The following is a 16,893-nucleotide window of genomic DNA, read 5'->3' on the forward strand; positions in this document are numbered from 1 at the left end:
AAGGGACGGCCCCGCTCCGGCTTTGATAGGGTCGGCGCAGGCCCGCGCGGCGGGCGACCGGAGCCTATCCCCATGAAATCCCGCCTGATCCTGACCGCCGCCGCCTCGGCCCTGCTGGCCGGCGTTTCGGCCTGCGCCACCGTCGATGCTCCGGCTCCGGTCGCGGCGACCACCACCACCGCTGCGAACGCCGACGCGCCGCAGCTGACGTGCAGGCCGACCCCGGTTCAGGCCCCGGTCGCGGCCGGCGAGGCCCCGGCGCTGGGCTTCCGCGAGTGCGTGCTGCCGAACGGGCTGCGGGTGTTCAGCGCGCAGGACCCCTCGACCGCCAACGTCACGGTGCAGGTCTGGTACCGCGTCGGCTCCAAAGACGATCCGGCCGGCCGCTCGGGCTTCGCCCACCTGTTCGAACACCTGATGTTCAAGTCGACCAAGAACATGCCGACCGAGACCTTCGACCGGCTGACCGAGGACGTGGGCGGCTTCAACAACGCCTCCACCTGGGACGACTTCACCAACTACTACGAGGTGGTGCCGGCCAACCACCTGGAGCGGCTGTTGTTCGCCGAGTCCGACCGGTTGGGGTCGCTGGTCGTCGACGCCGATGTCTTCGCCTCGGAGCGGGACGTGGTGAAGGAGGAGTACCGCCAGAGCTATCTGGCCAATCCGTACAACCGCTTCTTCGGCCTGCTGGCGCCGCAGACCATCTATGAGAACCACCCCTACCGCCGACCGGGCATCGGTTCGATCGAGGAGCTGAACGCGGCGACCATCGACGACGTGCGCCGCTTCCACGCCACCTACTACCGGCCGGACAACGCCGTACTGATCGTGGCGGGCAATTTCGACCAGGCGAAGCTGGACGGCTGGGTGGAGCAGTATTTCGGCGGCCTGACCAATCCGACCGCCGCCCTGCCCGCCAACAATGTCGTCGAGGCCGAGCCGACCGGACCGCGCGAGGCGACCTTCTACGGCGCGAACGTGCCGCTGCCGGCGGTGATGCTGGCCTGGCGCACCGTGCCCTACAGCCATGAGGACCGCGCCGCCCTGACCGTGCTGGACGGCATCCTGTCGACCGGCGAGAGCAGCCGCCTGTACCGCTCGCTGGTCTATGAGAAGCAGATCGCCCAGCAGGCCAGCTCCACCCCGGACTTCGCCAATCAGGCCGGCAACCTGACCGCCTACGCCATCATGGCCGACGGCGAGTCGCCCGACGAAGGCGTCGCCGCCCTGCGCGCCGAGATCGCCCGCTTCCGCGACGCCCCGGTCACCGACGCCGAACTGGCCGAGGCCAAGAACGAGCTGGTCGCCGACCTCCTACGGGAGCGCGAAGGGGTCGACGACCGCGCCAACGCGCTCGGCTTCGCCCTGATGTGGGATGGCGATCCGGCCGCCGCCGATCGCGAGGTCGCCGCGCTCAAGGCCGTCACCGCCGCCGACATCCAGCGCGTCGCCAACCGCTATCTGACCGAGCAGCGCATGATCACCATGCGCTACCTGCCGGCCGACGACGCCCACCCGCAGACCGAGCAGAACAAGAACGTCGACGCCCCGGTGCATGTGGCCGACCTGGCCGCCGCCGGCGTCCCGACCGTCCTGCTGCCCGAGGCCGAGCGCGCCCGCATCCCGTCGCCCGGCCCCGAGGTCGCCCCGGCGACGCCGGCCGTGGCCGACTTCAAACTGGCCAACGGCCTGCGCGTGCTGGTCGCCCCGACCGACGGCGTGCCTCTGGTTTCGGCGCGGTTGAGCTTCGACGCCGGGACGCGCGATGACGGCCGCGTCCCCGGCCTGGCCAGCATGACCGCCGGCCTGCTGACCCAGGGCACCACCACCCGCTCGGCGACCCAGATCGCCACCGAGATCGAGAGCCTGGGGGCCACCGTCGGCGCCGGCGCCGGGGTGGACTTCACCAATGTCTACGCCAACGCCCCGGCCGACGTCTTCCCGCAGACCCTGGCCCTGATGGCCGACGTCGTGCGCAACCCGGCCTTCGCCCAGGAGGAGTTGGACCGCCAGCGCGACCAGACCCTGGACGGCCTTCGCGTGGCCCTGAGCCAGCCCGGCCAGATCGCCTCGCAGTCGGTCGGCCGGGTGGTCTACGGCGACGCCGCCTACGGCGCGCCGGGCTCGGGCACGGTGACCTCCCTGCCGAAGATCGACCGCAACGCCGTGGTCGCCTTCCATCGCGCTCACTTCGCCCCGAGCGACGCCACCCTGGTGTTTTCCGGCGCGATTACCGAGGCCCAGGCCCGCACCCTGGCCGAGCAGGCCTTCGGCGACTGGCGACCGGCGACCAGCGCCCAACCGCGGATGACCAATCCGGCCGGCGCCGTGCTGGCCCCGCGGGTGGTGGTGATCAACCAGCCGGGCGCCGGCCAGGCGGCGGTGGTGGCCGCCATTCGCGGCGTCTCGCGCACCGACGCCGACTACTTCCCGCTGTCGCTGGGCAACACCCTGCTGGGCGGGGGGTATTCCTCGCGCCTGAACCAGGAGGTGCGGATCAAGCGCGGCCTGAGCTACGGCGCCGGCTCCTCGCTGGGCGCGCGCGCCGATGAGGGCGTCTTCACCGCCAGCGCCCAGACGCGCAACGACGCGGTGCCGGCCGTCGCCGAGCTGATCCTCGAGGAGATCGGCCGCATGGGGACCGAGACCGTTTCGGAGACCGAGTTGGCCCCGCGCCGGGCGGTCATGATCGGCGGTTTCGGCCGCTCGCTGGAGACCGTCGACGGCCTGGGCGGCTTCATCGCCAACCTGGCCCTCTACGACCTGCCGATGAGCGAGCTGGCCGCCTATGCGGGCAACGTCCGCGCCGTCACGCCCGAGCAGGTCGAGGCGGCCTTCGCCCGTCACCTGCCGGGATCGGAAGCCAGCCTGGTGATCGTCGGCGACGCGGCCCAGTTCATCGACGCCCTGCGGGCCAAATATCCGAACGTGGAGGTGATCGCGCTGGACGACCTGGATCTGGATAGGGCGGCGCTTCGCTGAGGTTCTGGGTTCTAGGGGCTAGGTTCTAGGGAATTCCGGCATCGCCGGCGGTCTCCCTAGAACCTAGAACCTAACCCCTAGAACCTGAGTCAGGCCGACAGACACACCACCTGGGCCACGCGCAGGTCGCGGCGGAGTTCGTCGGCGACGATGCCGTAGTTCTCGATGTCGACGGTGCGGCCCATCAGCGGCTCGTCGGCGCGCTGAACGCCGCGCAGCGCCGGGGCGAAGGTGTCCGGGGCCGTGGTGTAGATGCGGCCCCGGCGCGGGCTCTCGGCGATGGTCACCCCGACGACGCGGCCCTGGCGGTCGAGCACCGGCGCGCCCGACAGACCCGACAGGGTGCCGTCCAGCTGGTCGGTGCGGCCGACCTCGGCCCAGGCCAGCACCGGCTCGTCGCGCTGGCCGCGACCGCGCACGCGCAGGGTCTCGCGGCCCAGCAGCCGGCTGGTGACCTCGCCGGCGCGACCCTGCGGGAAGCCGGGATGGAAGGCGCGCTGGCCCTTGTGCATCGGAGCGTCGGCGGCGACGGGCAGGGCCGGCGGCCCGCCCGCGGTCAGCAGCACCGCCATGTCGGCCTGGGGGGCTAGGCGCACGTCGGCGGCCACGGCGCGGTCGCCGCCGACCATGATGGCCGGGCGGCGGCAGCCCTCGACGACGTGACGGGCCGTCACCCAGACGCCTTCCTGGGCGATCGAGAAGGCCGTGCCCGAAGCGGGCTGGAAGGGGATGTCCGGCGCGTTGACCGTGACGGCCGGATCGAACGGGGTCACCGGGCCGAGCAGCGCCCCTTCTACCTCGTCCGGCGGCGGCGGGGCTGGCGGGGCGTCGGCGTTTTCGCGCTGAGCAAGCGAGAGCAGCACCAGGGCGGTGACGACGGCGGCGTAAATTGCCCAGTCCGGAGGACGCATGAGGTTCTAGGTTCTAGGTGCTAGGTTCTAGGGGAAGAAGAGACGACCAAACTGCCTCTCAGAGCGGTCAACATTCGCCCGACCTCCTCGGCCTGACGCAACACAACATCGGTGGCGTCCCGAGGGGCAAGCTCGAGGTCCCCGACGAGGAGCAAGAAGGTCTCCAGCTCGGCCAATGAGCCTTTGGCGATGCTCACAAACTGAGCGTAATCCCGACGCGTCCCACGGCCATGACCTTCAGCGATGTTGGCCGGCACTGAGGTGGCCGCACGTATCATCTGGCCGGAGATACGGTACTCCTCGTGCTTCGGCATCTCGCGGGTCAGCCTGTAGACCGCGGCAGCCAACCCCATGCCCTTCTGCCAGACTGTCAGGTCCCTGTAAGATCGCACCGTCACGTCACCGCTCCCCGATTGATCCCTAGAACCTGATCCCTAGAACCTAGCACCTATCCAGTCAGAGCGGCGGCGAGGATCAGGGCGGTCGCCAGCTTGGCGCCGACCAGCAGGACGGCGGCGGAGATCTCGCCGTCGCGGATGCGCTGGGGCAGGCCGGTCAGCAGCAGGTCGACGATGCGGAAGGCCAGCAGCTGGAGAACCACCGTCGCCACGCCCCAGATGGTGATGTCGCGCACCGAGGTGGAGACGCTGAGGCTGACCGCCAGCGGGATGGCCAGGCCGACCAGCACGCCGGCGAAGGCGACCGCGGCGGCGGAGTTGCCCTCGCGGATCAGGCTGATCTCTTTCCAGGGGGTCAGCAGGGCGTAGATGACGGCGCCGGCGACAAGCAGGGCGAGAGTCACGCCCAGGTGAGCGAGGGTCGTCGGGAAACCGGTCGCGAAGGCCTGGACCTCCGGACTTTCCAGAATCTGAGCGAGGGACGAGGAGTCCATTGCTGACCGCGTGACTGACACAACTCCCGCTTGCCCCATTGAAGCCCCAATCCGCAAGCGCGGCGGCGCCACAGTCGGTCAAGATCTGTGTCGGTGTGTGTCGGGCGAAGTGATTAGTGGTTCGTGATTAGTGGTTGGCCGGCAGGGGTGAACGCCGCCGGCGCCCAGCTGCCCCCCGCAGGCGGTCCAGCACTGACCAATCACTAATCACGAACCACTAATCACTCGCCCTCAGGCGGCGTCGGCCGCCGCGTCCTGGCCCGCCTTACGCAGCGCCGAAGCCCGGACCTTTTCGCTCTCGGACTTGAGCTGGCCGCAGGCGGCGAGGATGTCGCGGCCGCGGGGGGTGCGGATCGGGCTGGCGTAGCCGGCCTTGTTGAGGATGGCCGCGAAACGCTCGATCGTCTTCCAGTCCGAGCACTCGTAGTCCGTGCCGGGCCAGGGATTGAACGGGATCAGATTGACCTTGGCCGGGATGCCCTCGATCAGCTTGAGCAACGCCCTGGCTTCTTCCGGGCTGTCGTTGACGCCCTTCAGCATCACGTACTCGAAGGTCACGCGACGGGCGTTGGACAGGCCCGGATAGGCGCGGATCGACGCCATCAGCTGTTCGAGATTGTACTTCTTGTTCAGCGGCACGAGCTGGTCGCGCAGCGGGTCGTTGGTGGCGTGCAGGCTGATCGCCAGCATGGCCTGGGTGCGGGTCCCCAGCGCATCGAGCTGCGGCGTCACGCCCGAGGTCGAGACCGTGATCCGACGGCGCGACAGGGCGATGCCCTCGTTGTCCGAGATGATGTCGATGGCGTTGGCGACGTGGTCCAGATTGTAGAGCGGCTCGCCCATGCCCATGAACACGATGTTCGACAGGCGGCGGTCTTCCTTGGGCGACGGCCATTCGCCGAGGTCGTCGCGGGCGACCTGGACCTGGGCCACGATCTCGGCGGCGGTCAGGTTGCGGACCAGCTTCTGGGTGCCGGTGTGGCAGAAGGTGCAGTTCAGCGTGCAGCCGACCTGGGACGAGACGCACAGGGCGCCGGCGCGGCCGACGTCCGGGATGTAGACGGTTTCGATCTCGATGCCCGGCGCGGTGCGGATCAGCCATTTGCGGGTGCCGTCCTTGGACACCTGGCGCTCGACGATCTCGGGACGGGCGAGGGTGAAGCTCTCGGCCAGCTTGGCCTGCATGTCCTTGGCGACGTTGCTCATCGCCGCGAAGTCGGTGACGCCGTAGTGGTGGATCCAGCTCCACACCTGCGAGGCGCGCATCTTGGCCTTCTCGGGCGGGCACACGCCGGCGTCGATCAGCGCCTGTCGCAGCTCGGCGCGCGTCAGACCCGAGAGGTTGACGGGAGCGGCGGGCTGGGCGGCGCTGGACGTGCGCGAAAGGTCGAGCGTGAGGCTCAAGGCTGCATCCTTCGGTGGCGGGAGGCGGGGCTTATACCACAGATCGTGCGGGTTTTAAGGCGGGGGGGAGTGGCTAGTGGCTAGTGGCTAGTGGCTGGCCGCCAGCCTGCGACGGAAAAGTTCGCGCCGCCCTTCCGCAACCAGCGAATCTGCGAACACTAGCCACTAGCCACTAGCCACTAGCCACTAGCCACTAGCCACTAGCCACTAGCCACTCAGTCAGTCCGCGTCCTCAATGTCGTGGATCTGGTCGTCGTCGAGGCCGAAGTGGTGGCCGATTTCGTGGATGAGGACGTGGGCGATGATCTCGGAGAGGCCGACGTCGCCGCGCTCGCACCATTCGTCGAGGATCGGGCGGCGGTAGAGGAAGATGCGCGAGGGCTCGGCGGCCGGGCCCATGCTGTCGCGGCGGCCGATATCGACGCCGTGGTAGAGGCCGGTCAGCTCGAACGGGTCCTCCATGTCCATCGCCGCCAGGGTCTCGTCGTCGGCGAAGTCGTCGACGCGGATGACCACCTCGCCGGCCAGGCCCTTGAAGGGCTGCGGCAGGGCGTCGAAGGCTTCGCGCGCCAGACGGGCGAAGTCGTCGAGGGACGGGGCGAGCTGGTTGGTCCAGGTGGTCATGGATGCGGCGCCCGTGGCGAGTGATTAGTGGTTAGTGATTAGTGATTGGCAGCGGCGTGTCCACGGCCGACGACGGGGCTACGACGACAGGGACCGCACAGGCCAACCATTAATCACTAACCACTAATCACTGCGCCGCCCCTCGTCCCTCGACCGCGCTCGCCCATGCGTTATGGTTACCGAATCGGAGCGGGAGCTGATCAGGACACATGGCTGAGGCGGACATCGCCTATGTCGCGACCGCGGGGGCTGCGGGGCTGGCGCTGGCGCTGAGCGCCTGGGCCGCGCGGCTGCGCGGTCAGCTGGCTCAGCGCACCGAGACCGCCGAGGCCGAGCTGGAGTCCGCCCACGCCGCCCTGGCCGACCGCGACGGGGCGCTGGCCGCCTTCGAGGACGTGCGCCTGGCCCTGACCCCCGACGGTCGCCCGCGGCGGCTGGGCTCGCCGGTGGCCTGGGACGCCATCACCGCCGAACTGGGCGGCGAGGGCGACGAGACCACCGACCCGGCCCTGCTGGTCATCGACGCGGTGCGCGCCGCCGCCGGGCCGCGGCTGGACGCCCTGCTGGATCACGGCGAGGCCTTCGACGCAGTGCTGGACGGCTCGGCCGGCGGCTGGGCGGTCGAGGGGCGCTCGTCGGCGGGGGCGGCCTGGCTGAGGCTGTCGCGGCTCGGCCTGGTCGGCACGGCGGCGGAGAGCGGGCTGGGCCTGCTGGCCGACGCCTATCCCAATCCGACCTGGATCACCGACGCGGCCGGACGGCTGGCCTGGGCCAATTCGGCCTGGCTGGCCGAGATGAAGACCGAGAGCGTCGAGGCGGCGCGCGAGAAGAAGCTGAGCTTCGACCGCGGCGCGGACGCCATCGTGGCGGAGGCCGGGCGGCTGCATCAGCGCCAGGAGGGCTTCCGCTGGACCACCGGCGGCGGTCGGCGGCGGGCCTGGCGGATCGTGGCCGAGCCGGCGCCGGGGGGCGCGGGCGCAGTGCTGGCCTTCGCGCTCGACATGACCGAGGCGGAAGAGACGCGCGACACCCTGCGCCGCCACGTCGAGGCCCATGACGAGACCCTGAACCATCTGGCCGACGCCGTGGCCATCTTCGGTCCGTCGAAGCGGCTGGCCTTCCACAACACCGCCTTCCAGCAGCTGTTCAATCTCGATCCGGCCTGGCTGGACGAGCGGCCGACCCACGCCGAGCTGCTGGACCGGCTGCGCCAGCGCCGGCTGCTGCCCGAGGTGATCGACTACGCCGGCTGGAAGGCCAATGAGCTGGACTTCTACGGCGCCTCCGAGGCCGCGCCGGACGACAGCTGGTCCCTGCCCGACGGCCGGACGCTGCGGGTGGTGCGCCAACCGCACCCTCTGGGCGGGGTGCTGCTGCTGTTCTCGGACATCACCGACGAGCTGAAGTTGCGCAGCCGCTACAATGCGCAGATCCAGGTGCAGACGGCGACGCTGGACAAGCTGAACGACGCCGTCGCCGTGTTCGGCTCGGACGGGCGCATCCGCCTGCACAATGAGGCCTTCGACAGCTTCTGGGGCATCAGCGGCGAGGCGCTGGACGCGGCCGGCGACTTCGACGCCGTCGCCGCCCTGTGCCAGTCCACCATGCCCGACCCGGCCCTGTGGCTGGGACTGAAGGCGCGGGTCGCCGACCCCGATCCGGAGAGCCGAGTGCCCATTTCGGGCGAGGGGCGGACCACCGACGGCCGCATCGCGGCCTGGCAGACCCGACCGCTGCCTGACGGGGCCACCCTGGTGGCGTTTGTCGACATCACCGCCCGCCGCGGCCTGGAACAGGCCCTGGCCGCCAAGGCCCAGGCGCTGGAGGAGTCGACCGCCCTGAAGCGCGAGTTCGTGGGCAGCGTGTCCTATGAACTGCGCACGCCGCTGACGACCATCGTCGGCTATTCCGAGCTGCTCGAGACCCTGGGCGACCTGCCCGACCGGAGCCGCCAGCACGCCGGGGCGATCCGCGTCGCCGCCAGCCAGCTGGCCCGCTCGATCGACGACGTGCTGGACATGGCTCAGATCGACGCCGGCGAGATGGAGCTGACGCTCGGCGACGTGCGCGTCTGCGACCTGCTGGACCAGGCGGCGGAACGGGTGCGCGGGCGGATCGAGGGTCGCGGGGCCAGCCTCAACGTCGCCTGCCCGTCCGGCCTGCGCCCGATCCGGGCCGACTCCCAGCGGGTCGGCCAGGCCATCGAATATCTGCTCGACAACGCCGCTCGCGCCGTCACCGAGGGCGGGGCCGTCAGCCTGACCGCGGAGGCGTCTCCGACCGAGGTCCGCATCCGCGTCGAGGATACCGGGCGGGGCATCCCCTATCATCTGCAGGCCCACGTCTTCGACCGCTTCGTGCGCCGCGAGCGCGGCGGGCCGGGCGTGGGCCTGGCCCTGGTCAAGGCCCTGGTCGAGCTGCACGGCGGCTGGGCCGAGGTCGAGAGCGAGCCCGGCAAGGGCGCGACCTTCATCCTGCACCTGCCGATCGAGGCGGCGGTGGCGGCGGCCGCGCCGGAGCTGCGGCTGGGCTGAAGTGAGTGATTAGTGGTTAGTGATTAGTGGTTGGCGGCCTCGGGCGCCGCTTTGACACCCCAATCACTAATCACTAGCCACTAATCACTTTTCGCGCCGGACCCCGCCCGCATGGCCAAGCTCCTCAAGACCGCCCTGATCTACGACTTCGACGGCACGCTTGCGCGCGGGAACATGCAGGAGGTCACCTTCATCCCGTCGGTGGGGATGGGCATCGGCGACTTCTGGGGCGCGGCGGACAAGCTGACCCGCGAGGCCGACGCCGACAACATCCTGATGTACATGCAGCTGATGCTGCAGCGGGCGCGGGAGAACGACGCGCCGATCACCCGCAAGCTGCTGGCCGAGCACGGCCAGGACGTGAAGCTGTTCGACGGGCTGAAGACGGACCTGACCGGGCCGGGCTGGTTCGAGCGGATCAACGCCGTGGGCGCCAAATACGGCCTGGAGATCGAGCACTACATCATCTCGGCCGGGCTGGAGGAGATGATCGACGGCTGCCCGATCCGCGAGGAGTTCCGCCACGTGTTCGCGTCGAAATTCGTCTACGACGACGCCGGCGTGGCCATCTGGCCGGCGGTGGGCGTCAACTACACGACCAAGACCCAGTATCTGTTCCGCATCAACAAGGGGGTGCTGAACCACTGGGAGCACGAGCGGATCAACAAATTCATGGCCGACGACGACCGGCCGGTGCCGTTCGAGCGGATGATCTTCCTCGGCGACGGCGACACCGACGTGCCGACCATGAAGATGATGCACACCAAGGGCGGCTTCTCGATCGCCGTCTATGACCCGCGCAATTCCGAGCGCGACCAGCAGAAGATCTACGGCCTGATCTCCGAGGACCGGGTCAATTTCGTCGCCGCTGCGGACTATCGCGAGGGCTCGGCGCTGGACCTCATCGTGAAGGGGCTGATCGGACGGATCGCGATCAATGCGGGGACGATGCCGGAAGGGGTGTGACGGGCGCCCGCTGGATCGACTGAAGCAGGATCGCGATTTCCTCCGGGGTGAAGATGACCACCGGCCCGTTGTTGTAGTTCAACACGAACCCCGCCTGGTTCTGCAGGCGCAGCACCTGTTCGCCGGTCATGCCCAGCAGGGGGACCTGTTGGCCGAAGGCCGCCGGCGCGAGCTCCTGTCGCGTGAACCCGAAGATCACCGACTTGCCGTTGATGTCGCTCGCGAACAACTGCATCGGCAGCGCCTCCAGCGTTCCGGCGCGCTCTCGAGCGGCCGCAGCGTCGTACGTCGACTGCTCGACCCGGACCCAGATCTTTCCATTGAGGAAGCTGGTGAGGAAGGCGTTCCGAGCCGCGGGGTTCTCGATCGCGGCGGCCAGATTGGCTTCGATCACCTCGGGGGACCATTGGGCCGCGACGGGCGACTGAGCCTGGGCTTGGGCGACACCAAAACAGCACCAGACAAGAACGGACAGGACGAGCGATTTCATGCTCGTCTTGGAGCAAAGCGGAGCCGTTTCGACAAGCTCCGAAGACCGCCGTGCGTTCGGCTGCATCCAAACCGGCGGTCGGCGACGACTACCCTGTGAAAGGCGGATATTCCGCCGGAGGGAACGACCGTGAGCCTGACCCGACTGACTCGAGTATTTCTCGGCGGCCTGTTCGGCCTGCTGGCCCTGATCTCGCTGCTGACCGCGGCCCCCGCCCAGGCCCAGGAGCGCGTGACCGAGACGCCGGTGCCTGGCTTCCCGCACGCGGTGCTCTACACGACGGACGATGCGCCCCGGCCGGTGGTGGTGATCCTGCACGGGGCCGACGGAAACGACGAGGCGAGCACGCGCTTCGGGCCGATCCTCGCGGAGCTGGGCTATGCGGCCGTGGGCCTGCCTTACTATTCGCCGAACTGGGGCGAATACGGTCCGCCGCCGAAATTCCCCGACCTGCCAGGCAGCTTCGTCGACATCCGCGTCGACCAGATCGGCGCGCTGCGCGAGGCGCTGAAGACCATGCCGGGTGTGGACGTCGAGCGCTTCGGCCTGTTCGGCGGCTCCAAGGGTTCGGAGTTCGCCCTGATCGCGGCCAGCCGCTATCCGTGGATCGACAGCGTCGTCGCCTACACCCCGTCGGACGTGGTGTGGGAGGGCTGGGGGCTGGAGACGGTCGAGGCCGAAGGAACGCGCTCGTCCTTCTCGTTCGGCGGACAGGCCCTGGCCTTCATGCCCTATCGCGGCTTCGTCGAGGGGCTGCTGGCCGGGCCGGGCAAGGCCGACCTGCGCGCCATCCACGAGAACGGTCGCGCCGACCATCCCGGGCGGGAGGCCGCGGCCCGTATCCCGGTCGAGCAGTATCCGGGCGCCCTGATGCTGATCGCCGGCGGCAAGGACGCGCAGTGGAACAGCGAACGCCAGGCTCGCAATATCGAGGCGTCGCGGCGGACGGCTGGGCTGGAGACCGAGCTGCTCGTCTATGCGGACGCCGGCCACGACCTGATCGGCGGCGACGGCGACCTGCGCGGCGAAGGGCGCGGCGGCGGCGCGCCGGAGGCCGATGCCGCGGCGCGGCTGGACGCCTGGCCGAAGGTGGTCGCCTTCATGGCGCGGACCTTGGGGGACTAGCGCCCCCCGGCCCGCATATAGGCGTCGCGGGCGGCGGCGAGGCGCGAGGGGACGAGGCCGCCCAGGCCGGCGGAAGCGCCGCGCTTGACCCCGGCCTCGACACCCTTGCACCAGGCCACCTCGACCTCGATGGCCAAGGCCTGGCCGACGTCGATGACGATCACCCGTGACGGCAGGGGGTAGGCGCGATCGAGGCGCAGCTTCATGCCGGCCGCCGATTGGTCGGCGATCAGGCAGGGCAGCTCCAGACCGGGCGCGACGATGACGCCGCGCGCATTGGCGGGCGATCGAGTCTCGAACCGGCGGTCCTGGCTGGGCTTCATGCGGCGATAGAGCCCGGAACGCGGTCCCGGTCCAGCGTCACCGTAAACGTCGCCGCGACGCCGCCCGAAAGCATGCGCCGGGTGAGCCGTTCGAAGTGGGCGATGAAGCCTTCGATCCGCACCCGGTCGGCGGCGGGCAAGGCGTCCGGCGCGAGACCGAGCAACTCCGCCTCCTGCTCGCAGCGCCAGTCCAGGACGACATCGAAGGACGGGGCCTTGAGGAAGACCAGGGCGTCGAAGCGGGCGAAGAGGTCGGCATAGGGACCGGCGACGGCGGTGTTGATCGCGCTCCGCCAGCGGCCGTCGGCGTCATGGTCGCGCTCCAGGGCGTTGACCGGCTCGGCCAGGGCGGCGGCGTCCTCGGCCTGCACGCCGAGGCACCAGCCTTCCAGCAGGATGGCCGAGGGGCGGCCCCGGACGACGGGCCAGTCGGCCTCGGTCCGGCGATCGTCGGCGTGTTTGTCGAAGGCCGGCAACAGCGTCGCGGCGTCGGGGCCGGCGGCCGACAGGGCGTCGAGGGTGCGGCTCAGGAGGGCCAGGTCGTGGGTCCCCGGCGGCCCGCGCACGGCGAACAGAGGATGGATCGTGCGGGCCAGGGCCTCGCGCTCGGCCCGGGTCAGATAGACGTCGTCGAGCGAGAGGTGGGCGGCGCCGAAGCGGGCGGCGGCCTCTCGGGCCAGGGTGGTCTTGCCGCAGCCCTGCGCGCCCGCCAGGGCGATCAGCGGCGGGCGGTCGGTCGGCCCCTGCGCAATCAGGCGGCCGATCAGGTCGATCAGTCGCGGATCGGCCCGCCCCATGGGATCAGTGCTGGTTCTCGGGGAGGCGGACGATCAGGCCGTCCAAGTCGTCCGAGACGCGGATCTGGCACGACAGGCGGCTGTTCGGCTGGACGTTCTCGGCGAAGTCGAGCATCGACTCCTCCATGGCCGAGGCGCGGCCGGTCTCGGCCTGGAAATTCTCGTCCACATAGACGTGGCAGGTGGCGCAGGCGCAGGCGCCGCCGCAGTCGGCGTCGATGCCGGGCACATTGTTGCGGATCGCCCCCTCCATCACGGAGAGGCCGTTCTTGACCTCGACGGTGTGCTCGCGCCCGTCGTGTTCGATGTAGGTGATCTTCGCCATGCTGCGGCTCATATCCCAGCCCGCGACGGACGCAAGGGGCTCAGGGCGCCTCGGGGCCCGCAAGAAGGCGGCGGACCAGGCCGAGATGCTTTTCCGCTTCGTCCCGTTCCGGGCCAGCGGCCACCTGGGGCAGGGCGATCTCGAACCACCGGATCGACTTGCGAAGAGCCTCCGCATCGAGGTCAGCGGCGCTCCGCCCCCGGACGCCACTGACCATATAGGCCCGGGCCAACTCCAGGGCGGCGTCCTCGCGGCCGGCGTCATAGGCGACGAGCCACCAGCGGACGGCCTCGTCGTTATCCTTCTCGACGGTATCGCCGTTCCAGTACATCTGGGCGAGGGTGAAGGAGGCGTTCCTCTGCCTCTGGGCGGCGGCGAGACTGTACCAGCGGAAGGCCTCAGCGTGGTCTTCGGCGACTCCGGAGCCGAAAAGATAGAAATTGCCTGTGTCGGTCTGGGCGTCGGCATCGCCCATCTCGGCGGCTCGGCGGCACAGCTCGGCCGCGCGGACGGGATCGGCGGTCACGCCCTTGCCCGTCATCAGTATCAGGCCGAGCGCACACAGGGACTTGGCGTAGCCGCCTTCGCCGGCGGCGGTATAGAGGGCGACCGCGCGCGGGAGATCAGCCACGCCGCCATGGCCGTGCTCGTAGCACTCGGCCGTCATGTGCGCGGCCTCGGCCGAGACTTCAGCGCCCGTTTCCCAGGCCCGGCAGGCGGCGGGAAAATCCGAACCGTTCCCCGCCAAGCCCAAGGCGCCGTAGCCGTCGTAGATGGCGCGGGCGCCTGGAACATCGGCTTCAGCGAGACGACCGATCTCGGCATAGGACTCGGCGATGGGCCGACGCGCCATGGCCGCGGTCAGCTCGGCATTCGCGGTCGGCCCGGCCGCTAGGGCGACCGACATGGAGAGGGTCGCCAGCATCACGTCAGGCCGACGCCTTCTCTTTCTTCCGGCTCGGCGAGACCATCAGCTTCTTGGTCTCGGCGATGGCCTTGGCCGGGTTCAGGCCCTTCGGGCAGACCTGGGCGCAGTTCATGATCGTGTGGCAGCGGTAGAGCTTGAACGGGTCCTCGAGGTCGTCGAGGCGCTTGTCCGTTGCGTCGTCACGGCTGTCGGCGATCCAGCGGTAGGACTGCAGCAGGGCGGCCGGGCCGAGGTATTCGGTCTGGTTCCACCAGTAGCTTGGGCACGAGGTCGAGCAGCAGGCGCACAGGATGCACTCGTACAGGCCGTCCAGCTTGGCGCGGTCTTCCGGCGACTGCAGGCGCTCCTTCTCCGGATCCGGCTCGTCCGACTGGAGGTAGGGCTGGATGGAGTCGTACTGGGCGTAGAACAGCGACAGGTCGGTCACCAGGTCCTTGACCACCGGCTGGTGCGGCAGGGGCGCGATGGCGATGGTGTTGGACGAGCACTCGTCCATGCCCTTGGTGCAGGCCAGGGCGTTGCGGCCGTCGATGTTCATCGAGCACGAGCCGCAGATGCCCTCGCGGCACGAGCGCCGGAAGGTCAGGGTCGGGTCGATCTCGTTCTTGATGTGGATCAGGGCGTCCAGCAGCATCGGGCCGTGCTCGTCGGCCGAGACCTCATAGACGTCCCAGCGCGGATCGGCATCGACCTCGGGGTCGTAGCGGTAGACCTTGTAGGTCTTGACGTTCTGGGCGCCGGCCGGGGCCTTGTGGACCTTGCCGGTGGTGGGCTTGGAGCCCCGCGGGAGAGTGAGCTGGACCATTAGTAAACCCGCGCCTTGGGTTCGATGTACGAGACCTCGTCCGACATCGTGTAATTGTGGACCGGACGGTAGTCGATCTTCACCTGATCGCCGGGGGTCTTCCAGGCGAGGGTGTGCTTCATCCAGTTGACGTCGTCGCGATCCGGGAAGTCCTCGCGCGCATGGGCGCCGCGGCTCTCGGTGCGGTTCAGGGCCCCCTCGATGGTGACCAGGGCCTGATCGATCAGGTTGTCGTATTCTAGGGTCTCGACCAGATCGGTGTTCCAGATCAGGCCGCGGTCGGTGGTGCGGATGTCGTCGCCCTGGGCGTGGATGGCGCGCAGTTTGGAGACACCCTCTTCCAGGGTCTTGCCGGTGCGGAACACGGCGGCGTCGGACTGCATGGCGCGCTGCATGGCCGTGCGCAGCTTGGCCGTCGGGGTCGAGCCGTTGGCGTTGCGGAAGCGGTCGAGGCGAGCCAGGTGGCCGTCGGTGGCCGAGGCCGGGGCGTCCGGCACGGCCGAGGTCTTGTCGACGACCTCGCCGGTGCGCAGGCCGGCGGCGCGGCCGAACACGACCAGGTCGGTCAGGGAGTTGGAGCCCAGGCGGTTGGCGCCGTGCACCGAGACGCAGGCGGCCTCGCCGACGGCCATCAAGCCGGGAACGACGCTGTCCGGGTTGCCGTCACGGAGGGTGAGCACCTCGCCGTGATAGTTCGTGGGGATGCCGCCCATGTTGTAGTGGACGGTCGGCAGCACCGGGATCGGCTCCTTGGTGACGTCGACGCCGGCGAAGATCTTGGCCGATTCCGAGATGCCAGGCAGACGCTCGTGCAGGATGGCCGGATCCAGGTGGTCCAGGTGCAGGAAGATGTGGTCCTTGTTCGGGCCCACGCCGCGGCCTTCGCGGATCTCGATGGTCATGGAGCGGCTGACCATGTCGCGCGGGGCCAGGTCCTTCACGGTCGGCGCATAGCGCTCCATGAAGCGCTCGCCTTCCGAGTTGGTCAGATAGCCGCCCTCGCCGCGGGCGCCCTCGGTGATCAGGCAGCCGGCGCCGTAGATGCCGGTCGGGTGGAACTGCACGAACTCCATGTCCTGCAGGGGCAGGCCGGCGCGCAGCACCATGGCGTTGCCGTCGCCGGTGCAGGTGTGGGCCGAGGTGGCCGAGAAATAGGCGCGGCCGTAACCGCCGGTCGCCAGGACCACCATCTTGGCGCGGAAGCGGTGCAGGGTGCCGTCGTCCAGCTTCAGCGCGGTAACGCCGGTGCAGGCGCCGTCCTGCATGATCAGGTCGAGGGCGAAATATTCGACGAAGAACTCGACCTCGCGACGGACCGACTGGCCGTAGAGGGTGTGCAGGATGGCGTGGCCGGTGCGGTCGGCGGCGGCGCAGGTGCGCTGCACGGGGCCCTCGCCGTAGTTGCGGGTCATGCCGCCGAAGGCGCGCTGGTAGATGCGGCCGTCGTCGGTGCGCGAGAAGGGTACGCCCCAGTGCTCGAGCTCATAGACCGCCTTGGGCGCCTCGCGGACGAGGTATTCGATGGCGTCCTGATCGCCCAGCCAGTCCGACCCCTTGACGGTGTCGTACATGTGCCATTTCCAGCTGTCCTCGCCCATGTTGCCGAGCGAGGCGGAGATGCCGCCCTGGGCCGCGACGGTGTGCGAGCGGGTCGGGAAGACCTTGGTGACGCAGGCGACCTTCAGCCCCTGCTGGGCGGCGCCGAGGGCGGCGCGCAGGCCGGAGCCGCCGGCTCCCACCACCACGACGTCATAGGCGTGATCGACGAATTCGTAGGCGGCCAA

16 protein-coding genes are annotated in these 16,893 nt (G+C 69.6%); 4 read left to right on the plus strand and 12 right to left on the minus strand.

The features are described 5' to 3' along the window. Window positions 1-72: 72 nt before the first annotated feature. Window positions 73-2,985, plus strand: a complete 2,913-nt coding sequence (locus tag ASC65_RS00035) for a M16 family metallopeptidase (RefSeq protein WP_082525799.1) — start codon at window positions 73-75, stop codon at window positions 2,983-2,985. Window positions 2,986-3,074: 89 nt separating this feature from the next. On the opposite strand, the gene ASC65_RS00040 is transcribed toward ASC65_RS00035, so the two are convergent. The 5 genes from ASC65_RS00040 to ASC65_RS00060 form a co-directional block, all read right to left on the minus strand. Beyond that, complete coding sequence (locus ASC65_RS00040) at window positions 3,075-3,896, minus strand: S1 family peptidase (RefSeq protein WP_056447768.1); 822 nt, start codon at window positions 3,894-3,896, stop codon at window positions 3,075-3,077. Between the two features lie 20 nt (window positions 3,897-3,916). Further along, the gene (locus ASC65_RS00045; protein ID WP_082525800.1) at window positions 3,917-4,294 is read right to left on the minus strand and encodes a four helix bundle protein; all 378 of its coding nucleotides are present in this window, start codon (window positions 4,292-4,294) and stop codon (window positions 3,917-3,919) included. Between the two features lie 50 nt (window positions 4,295-4,344). Further along, window positions 4,345-4,788, minus strand: a complete 444-nt coding sequence (locus tag ASC65_RS00050; protein ID WP_056447769.1) for a DUF350 domain-containing protein — start codon at window positions 4,786-4,788, stop codon at window positions 4,345-4,347. Between the two features lie 231 nt (window positions 4,789-5,019). Then, window positions 5,020-6,192 (minus strand): 23S rRNA (adenine(2503)-C(2))-methyltransferase RlmN, encoded by a 1,173-nt coding sequence (gene rlmN / locus ASC65_RS00055; protein ID WP_056447770.1) that lies wholly within the window; start codon window positions 6,190-6,192, stop codon window positions 5,020-5,022. A gap of 219 nt (window positions 6,193-6,411) precedes the next feature. After that, window positions 6,412-6,816, minus strand: a complete 405-nt coding sequence (locus tag ASC65_RS00060; RefSeq protein WP_056447772.1) for a metallopeptidase family protein — start codon at window positions 6,814-6,816, stop codon at window positions 6,412-6,414. A 209-nt stretch (window positions 6,817-7,025) separates the two neighbouring features. Here ASC65_RS00060 and ASC65_RS00065 point away from each other — a divergent pair, with 209 nt between their 5' ends. Together ASC65_RS00065 and ASC65_RS00070 are read left to right on the plus strand one after the other, a co-directional pair. Continuing rightward, a complete protein-coding gene (locus ASC65_RS00065; RefSeq protein WP_056447775.1) occupies window positions 7,026-9,350 on the plus strand; it encodes a PAS domain-containing sensor histidine kinase in 2,325 nt (774 codons plus the stop codon). 111 nt (window positions 9,351-9,461) lie between these two features. After that, on the plus strand, window positions 9,462-10,316 hold the full coding sequence (locus ASC65_RS00070) for an HAD family hydrolase (RefSeq protein ID WP_056447778.1): 855 nt from the start codon (window positions 9,462-9,464) through the stop codon (window positions 10,314-10,316). Here ASC65_RS00070 and ASC65_RS00075 read toward each other — a convergent pair. Then, a complete protein-coding gene (locus tag ASC65_RS00075) occupies window positions 10,285-10,806 on the minus strand; it encodes an SseB family protein (RefSeq protein ID WP_056447781.1) in 522 nt (173 codons plus the stop codon). The two genes, ASC65_RS00070 and ASC65_RS00075, sit on opposite strands and share 32 nt — an antisense overlap. Before the next feature lie 129 nt (window positions 10,807-10,935). Between ASC65_RS00075 and ASC65_RS00080 the strand changes: the two genes are divergently transcribed. Then, the gene (locus ASC65_RS00080) at window positions 10,936-11,931 is read left to right on the plus strand and encodes an acyl-CoA thioester hydrolase/BAAT C-terminal domain-containing protein (protein ID WP_056447784.1); all 996 of its coding nucleotides are present in this window, start codon (window positions 10,936-10,938) and stop codon (window positions 11,929-11,931) included. On the opposite strand, the gene ASC65_RS00085 is transcribed toward ASC65_RS00080, so the two are convergent. Genes ASC65_RS00085 through sdhA form a run of 6 tightly spaced genes read right to left on the minus strand, consistent with a single transcriptional unit; the run spans window position 11,928 to window position 16,893 of the window. Next, window positions 11,928-12,254, minus strand: a complete 327-nt coding sequence (locus ASC65_RS00085) for a PilZ domain-containing protein (RefSeq protein ID WP_056447787.1) — start codon at window positions 12,252-12,254, stop codon at window positions 11,928-11,930. The genes ASC65_RS00080 and ASC65_RS00085 overlap by 4 nt on opposite strands. After that, window positions 12,251-13,051 carry a kinase gene (locus ASC65_RS00090; RefSeq protein ID WP_056447790.1) on the minus strand — a complete coding sequence of 267 codons (801 nt, stop codon included), beginning with the start codon at window positions 13,049-13,051 and terminating at the stop codon, window positions 12,251-12,253. Before ASC65_RS00090 ends, ASC65_RS00085 begins: the two co-directional genes overlap by 4 nt. A gap of 4 nt (window positions 13,052-13,055) precedes the next feature. Beyond that, window positions 13,056-13,376, minus strand: coding sequence for a 2Fe-2S iron-sulfur cluster-binding protein (locus ASC65_RS00095; RefSeq protein ID WP_056447793.1), 321 nt, complete (start codon window positions 13,374-13,376; stop codon window positions 13,056-13,058). 40 nt (window positions 13,377-13,416) lie between these two features. After that, window positions 13,417-14,283: a tetratricopeptide repeat protein gene (locus ASC65_RS00100; RefSeq protein ID WP_162245644.1), complete on the minus strand. Its 867-nt coding sequence runs from the start codon at window positions 14,281-14,283 to the stop codon at window positions 13,417-13,419. 22 nt (window positions 14,284-14,305) lie between these two features. After that, on the minus strand, window positions 14,306-15,109 hold the full coding sequence (locus ASC65_RS00105; RefSeq protein WP_056447795.1) for a succinate dehydrogenase iron-sulfur subunit: 804 nt from the start codon (window positions 15,107-15,109) through the stop codon (window positions 14,306-14,308). Continuing rightward, window positions 15,109-16,893, minus strand: coding sequence for a succinate dehydrogenase flavoprotein subunit (gene sdhA / locus ASC65_RS00110; RefSeq protein WP_056447796.1), 1,785 nt, complete (start codon window positions 16,891-16,893; stop codon window positions 15,109-15,111). Before sdhA ends, ASC65_RS00105 begins: the two co-directional genes overlap by 1 nt.

Source organism: Brevundimonas sp. Root1279 (genome assembly GCF_001425945.1).
Taxonomy (GTDB): domain Bacteria; phylum Pseudomonadota; class Alphaproteobacteria; order Caulobacterales; family Caulobacteraceae; genus Brevundimonas.

Bases quoted from the DNA above. Each gene is read 5' to 3' on its own strand.
- ASC65_RS00070 (WP_056447778.1), top strand. From the start codon at position 9,462: ATGGCCAAGCTCCTCAAGACCGCCCTGATCTACGACTTCGACGGCACG.
- ASC65_RS00035 (WP_082525799.1), top strand. From the start codon at position 73: ATGAAATCCCGCCTGATCCTGACCGCCGCCGCCTCGGCCCTGCTGGCC.
- ASC65_RS00040 (WP_056447768.1), bottom strand. From the start codon at position 3,896: ATGCGTCCTCCGGACTGGGCAATTTACGCCGCCGTCGTCACCGCCCTG.
- ASC65_RS00060 (WP_056447772.1), bottom strand. From the start codon at position 6,816: ATGACCACCTGGACCAACCAGCTCGCCCCGTCCCTCGACGACTTCGCC.
- ASC65_RS00065 (WP_056447775.1), top strand. From the start codon at position 7,026: ATGGCTGAGGCGGACATCGCCTATGTCGCGACCGCGGGGGCTGCGGGG.
- ASC65_RS00100 (WP_162245644.1), bottom strand. From the start codon at position 14,283: ATGTCGGTCGCCCTAGCGGCCGGGCCGACCGCGAATGCCGAGCTGACC.
- ASC65_RS00090 (WP_056447790.1), bottom strand. From the start codon at position 13,051: ATGGGGCGGGCCGATCCGCGACTGATCGACCTGATCGGCCGCCTGATT.
- ASC65_RS00095 (WP_056447793.1), bottom strand. From the start codon at position 13,376: ATGGCGAAGATCACCTACATCGAACACGACGGGCGCGAGCACACCGTC.
- ASC65_RS00105 (WP_056447795.1), bottom strand. From the start codon at position 15,109: ATGGTCCAGCTCACTCTCCCGCGGGGCTCCAAGCCCACCACCGGCAAG.
- ASC65_RS00075 (WP_056447781.1), bottom strand. From the start codon at position 10,806: ATGAAATCGCTCGTCCTGTCCGTTCTTGTCTGGTGCTGTTTTGGTGTC.
- ASC65_RS00050 (WP_056447769.1), bottom strand. From the start codon at position 4,788: ATGGACTCCTCGTCCCTCGCTCAGATTCTGGAAAGTCCGGAGGTCCAG.
- ASC65_RS00085 (WP_056447787.1), bottom strand. From the start codon at position 12,254: ATGAAGCCCAGCCAGGACCGCCGGTTCGAGACTCGATCGCCCGCCAAT.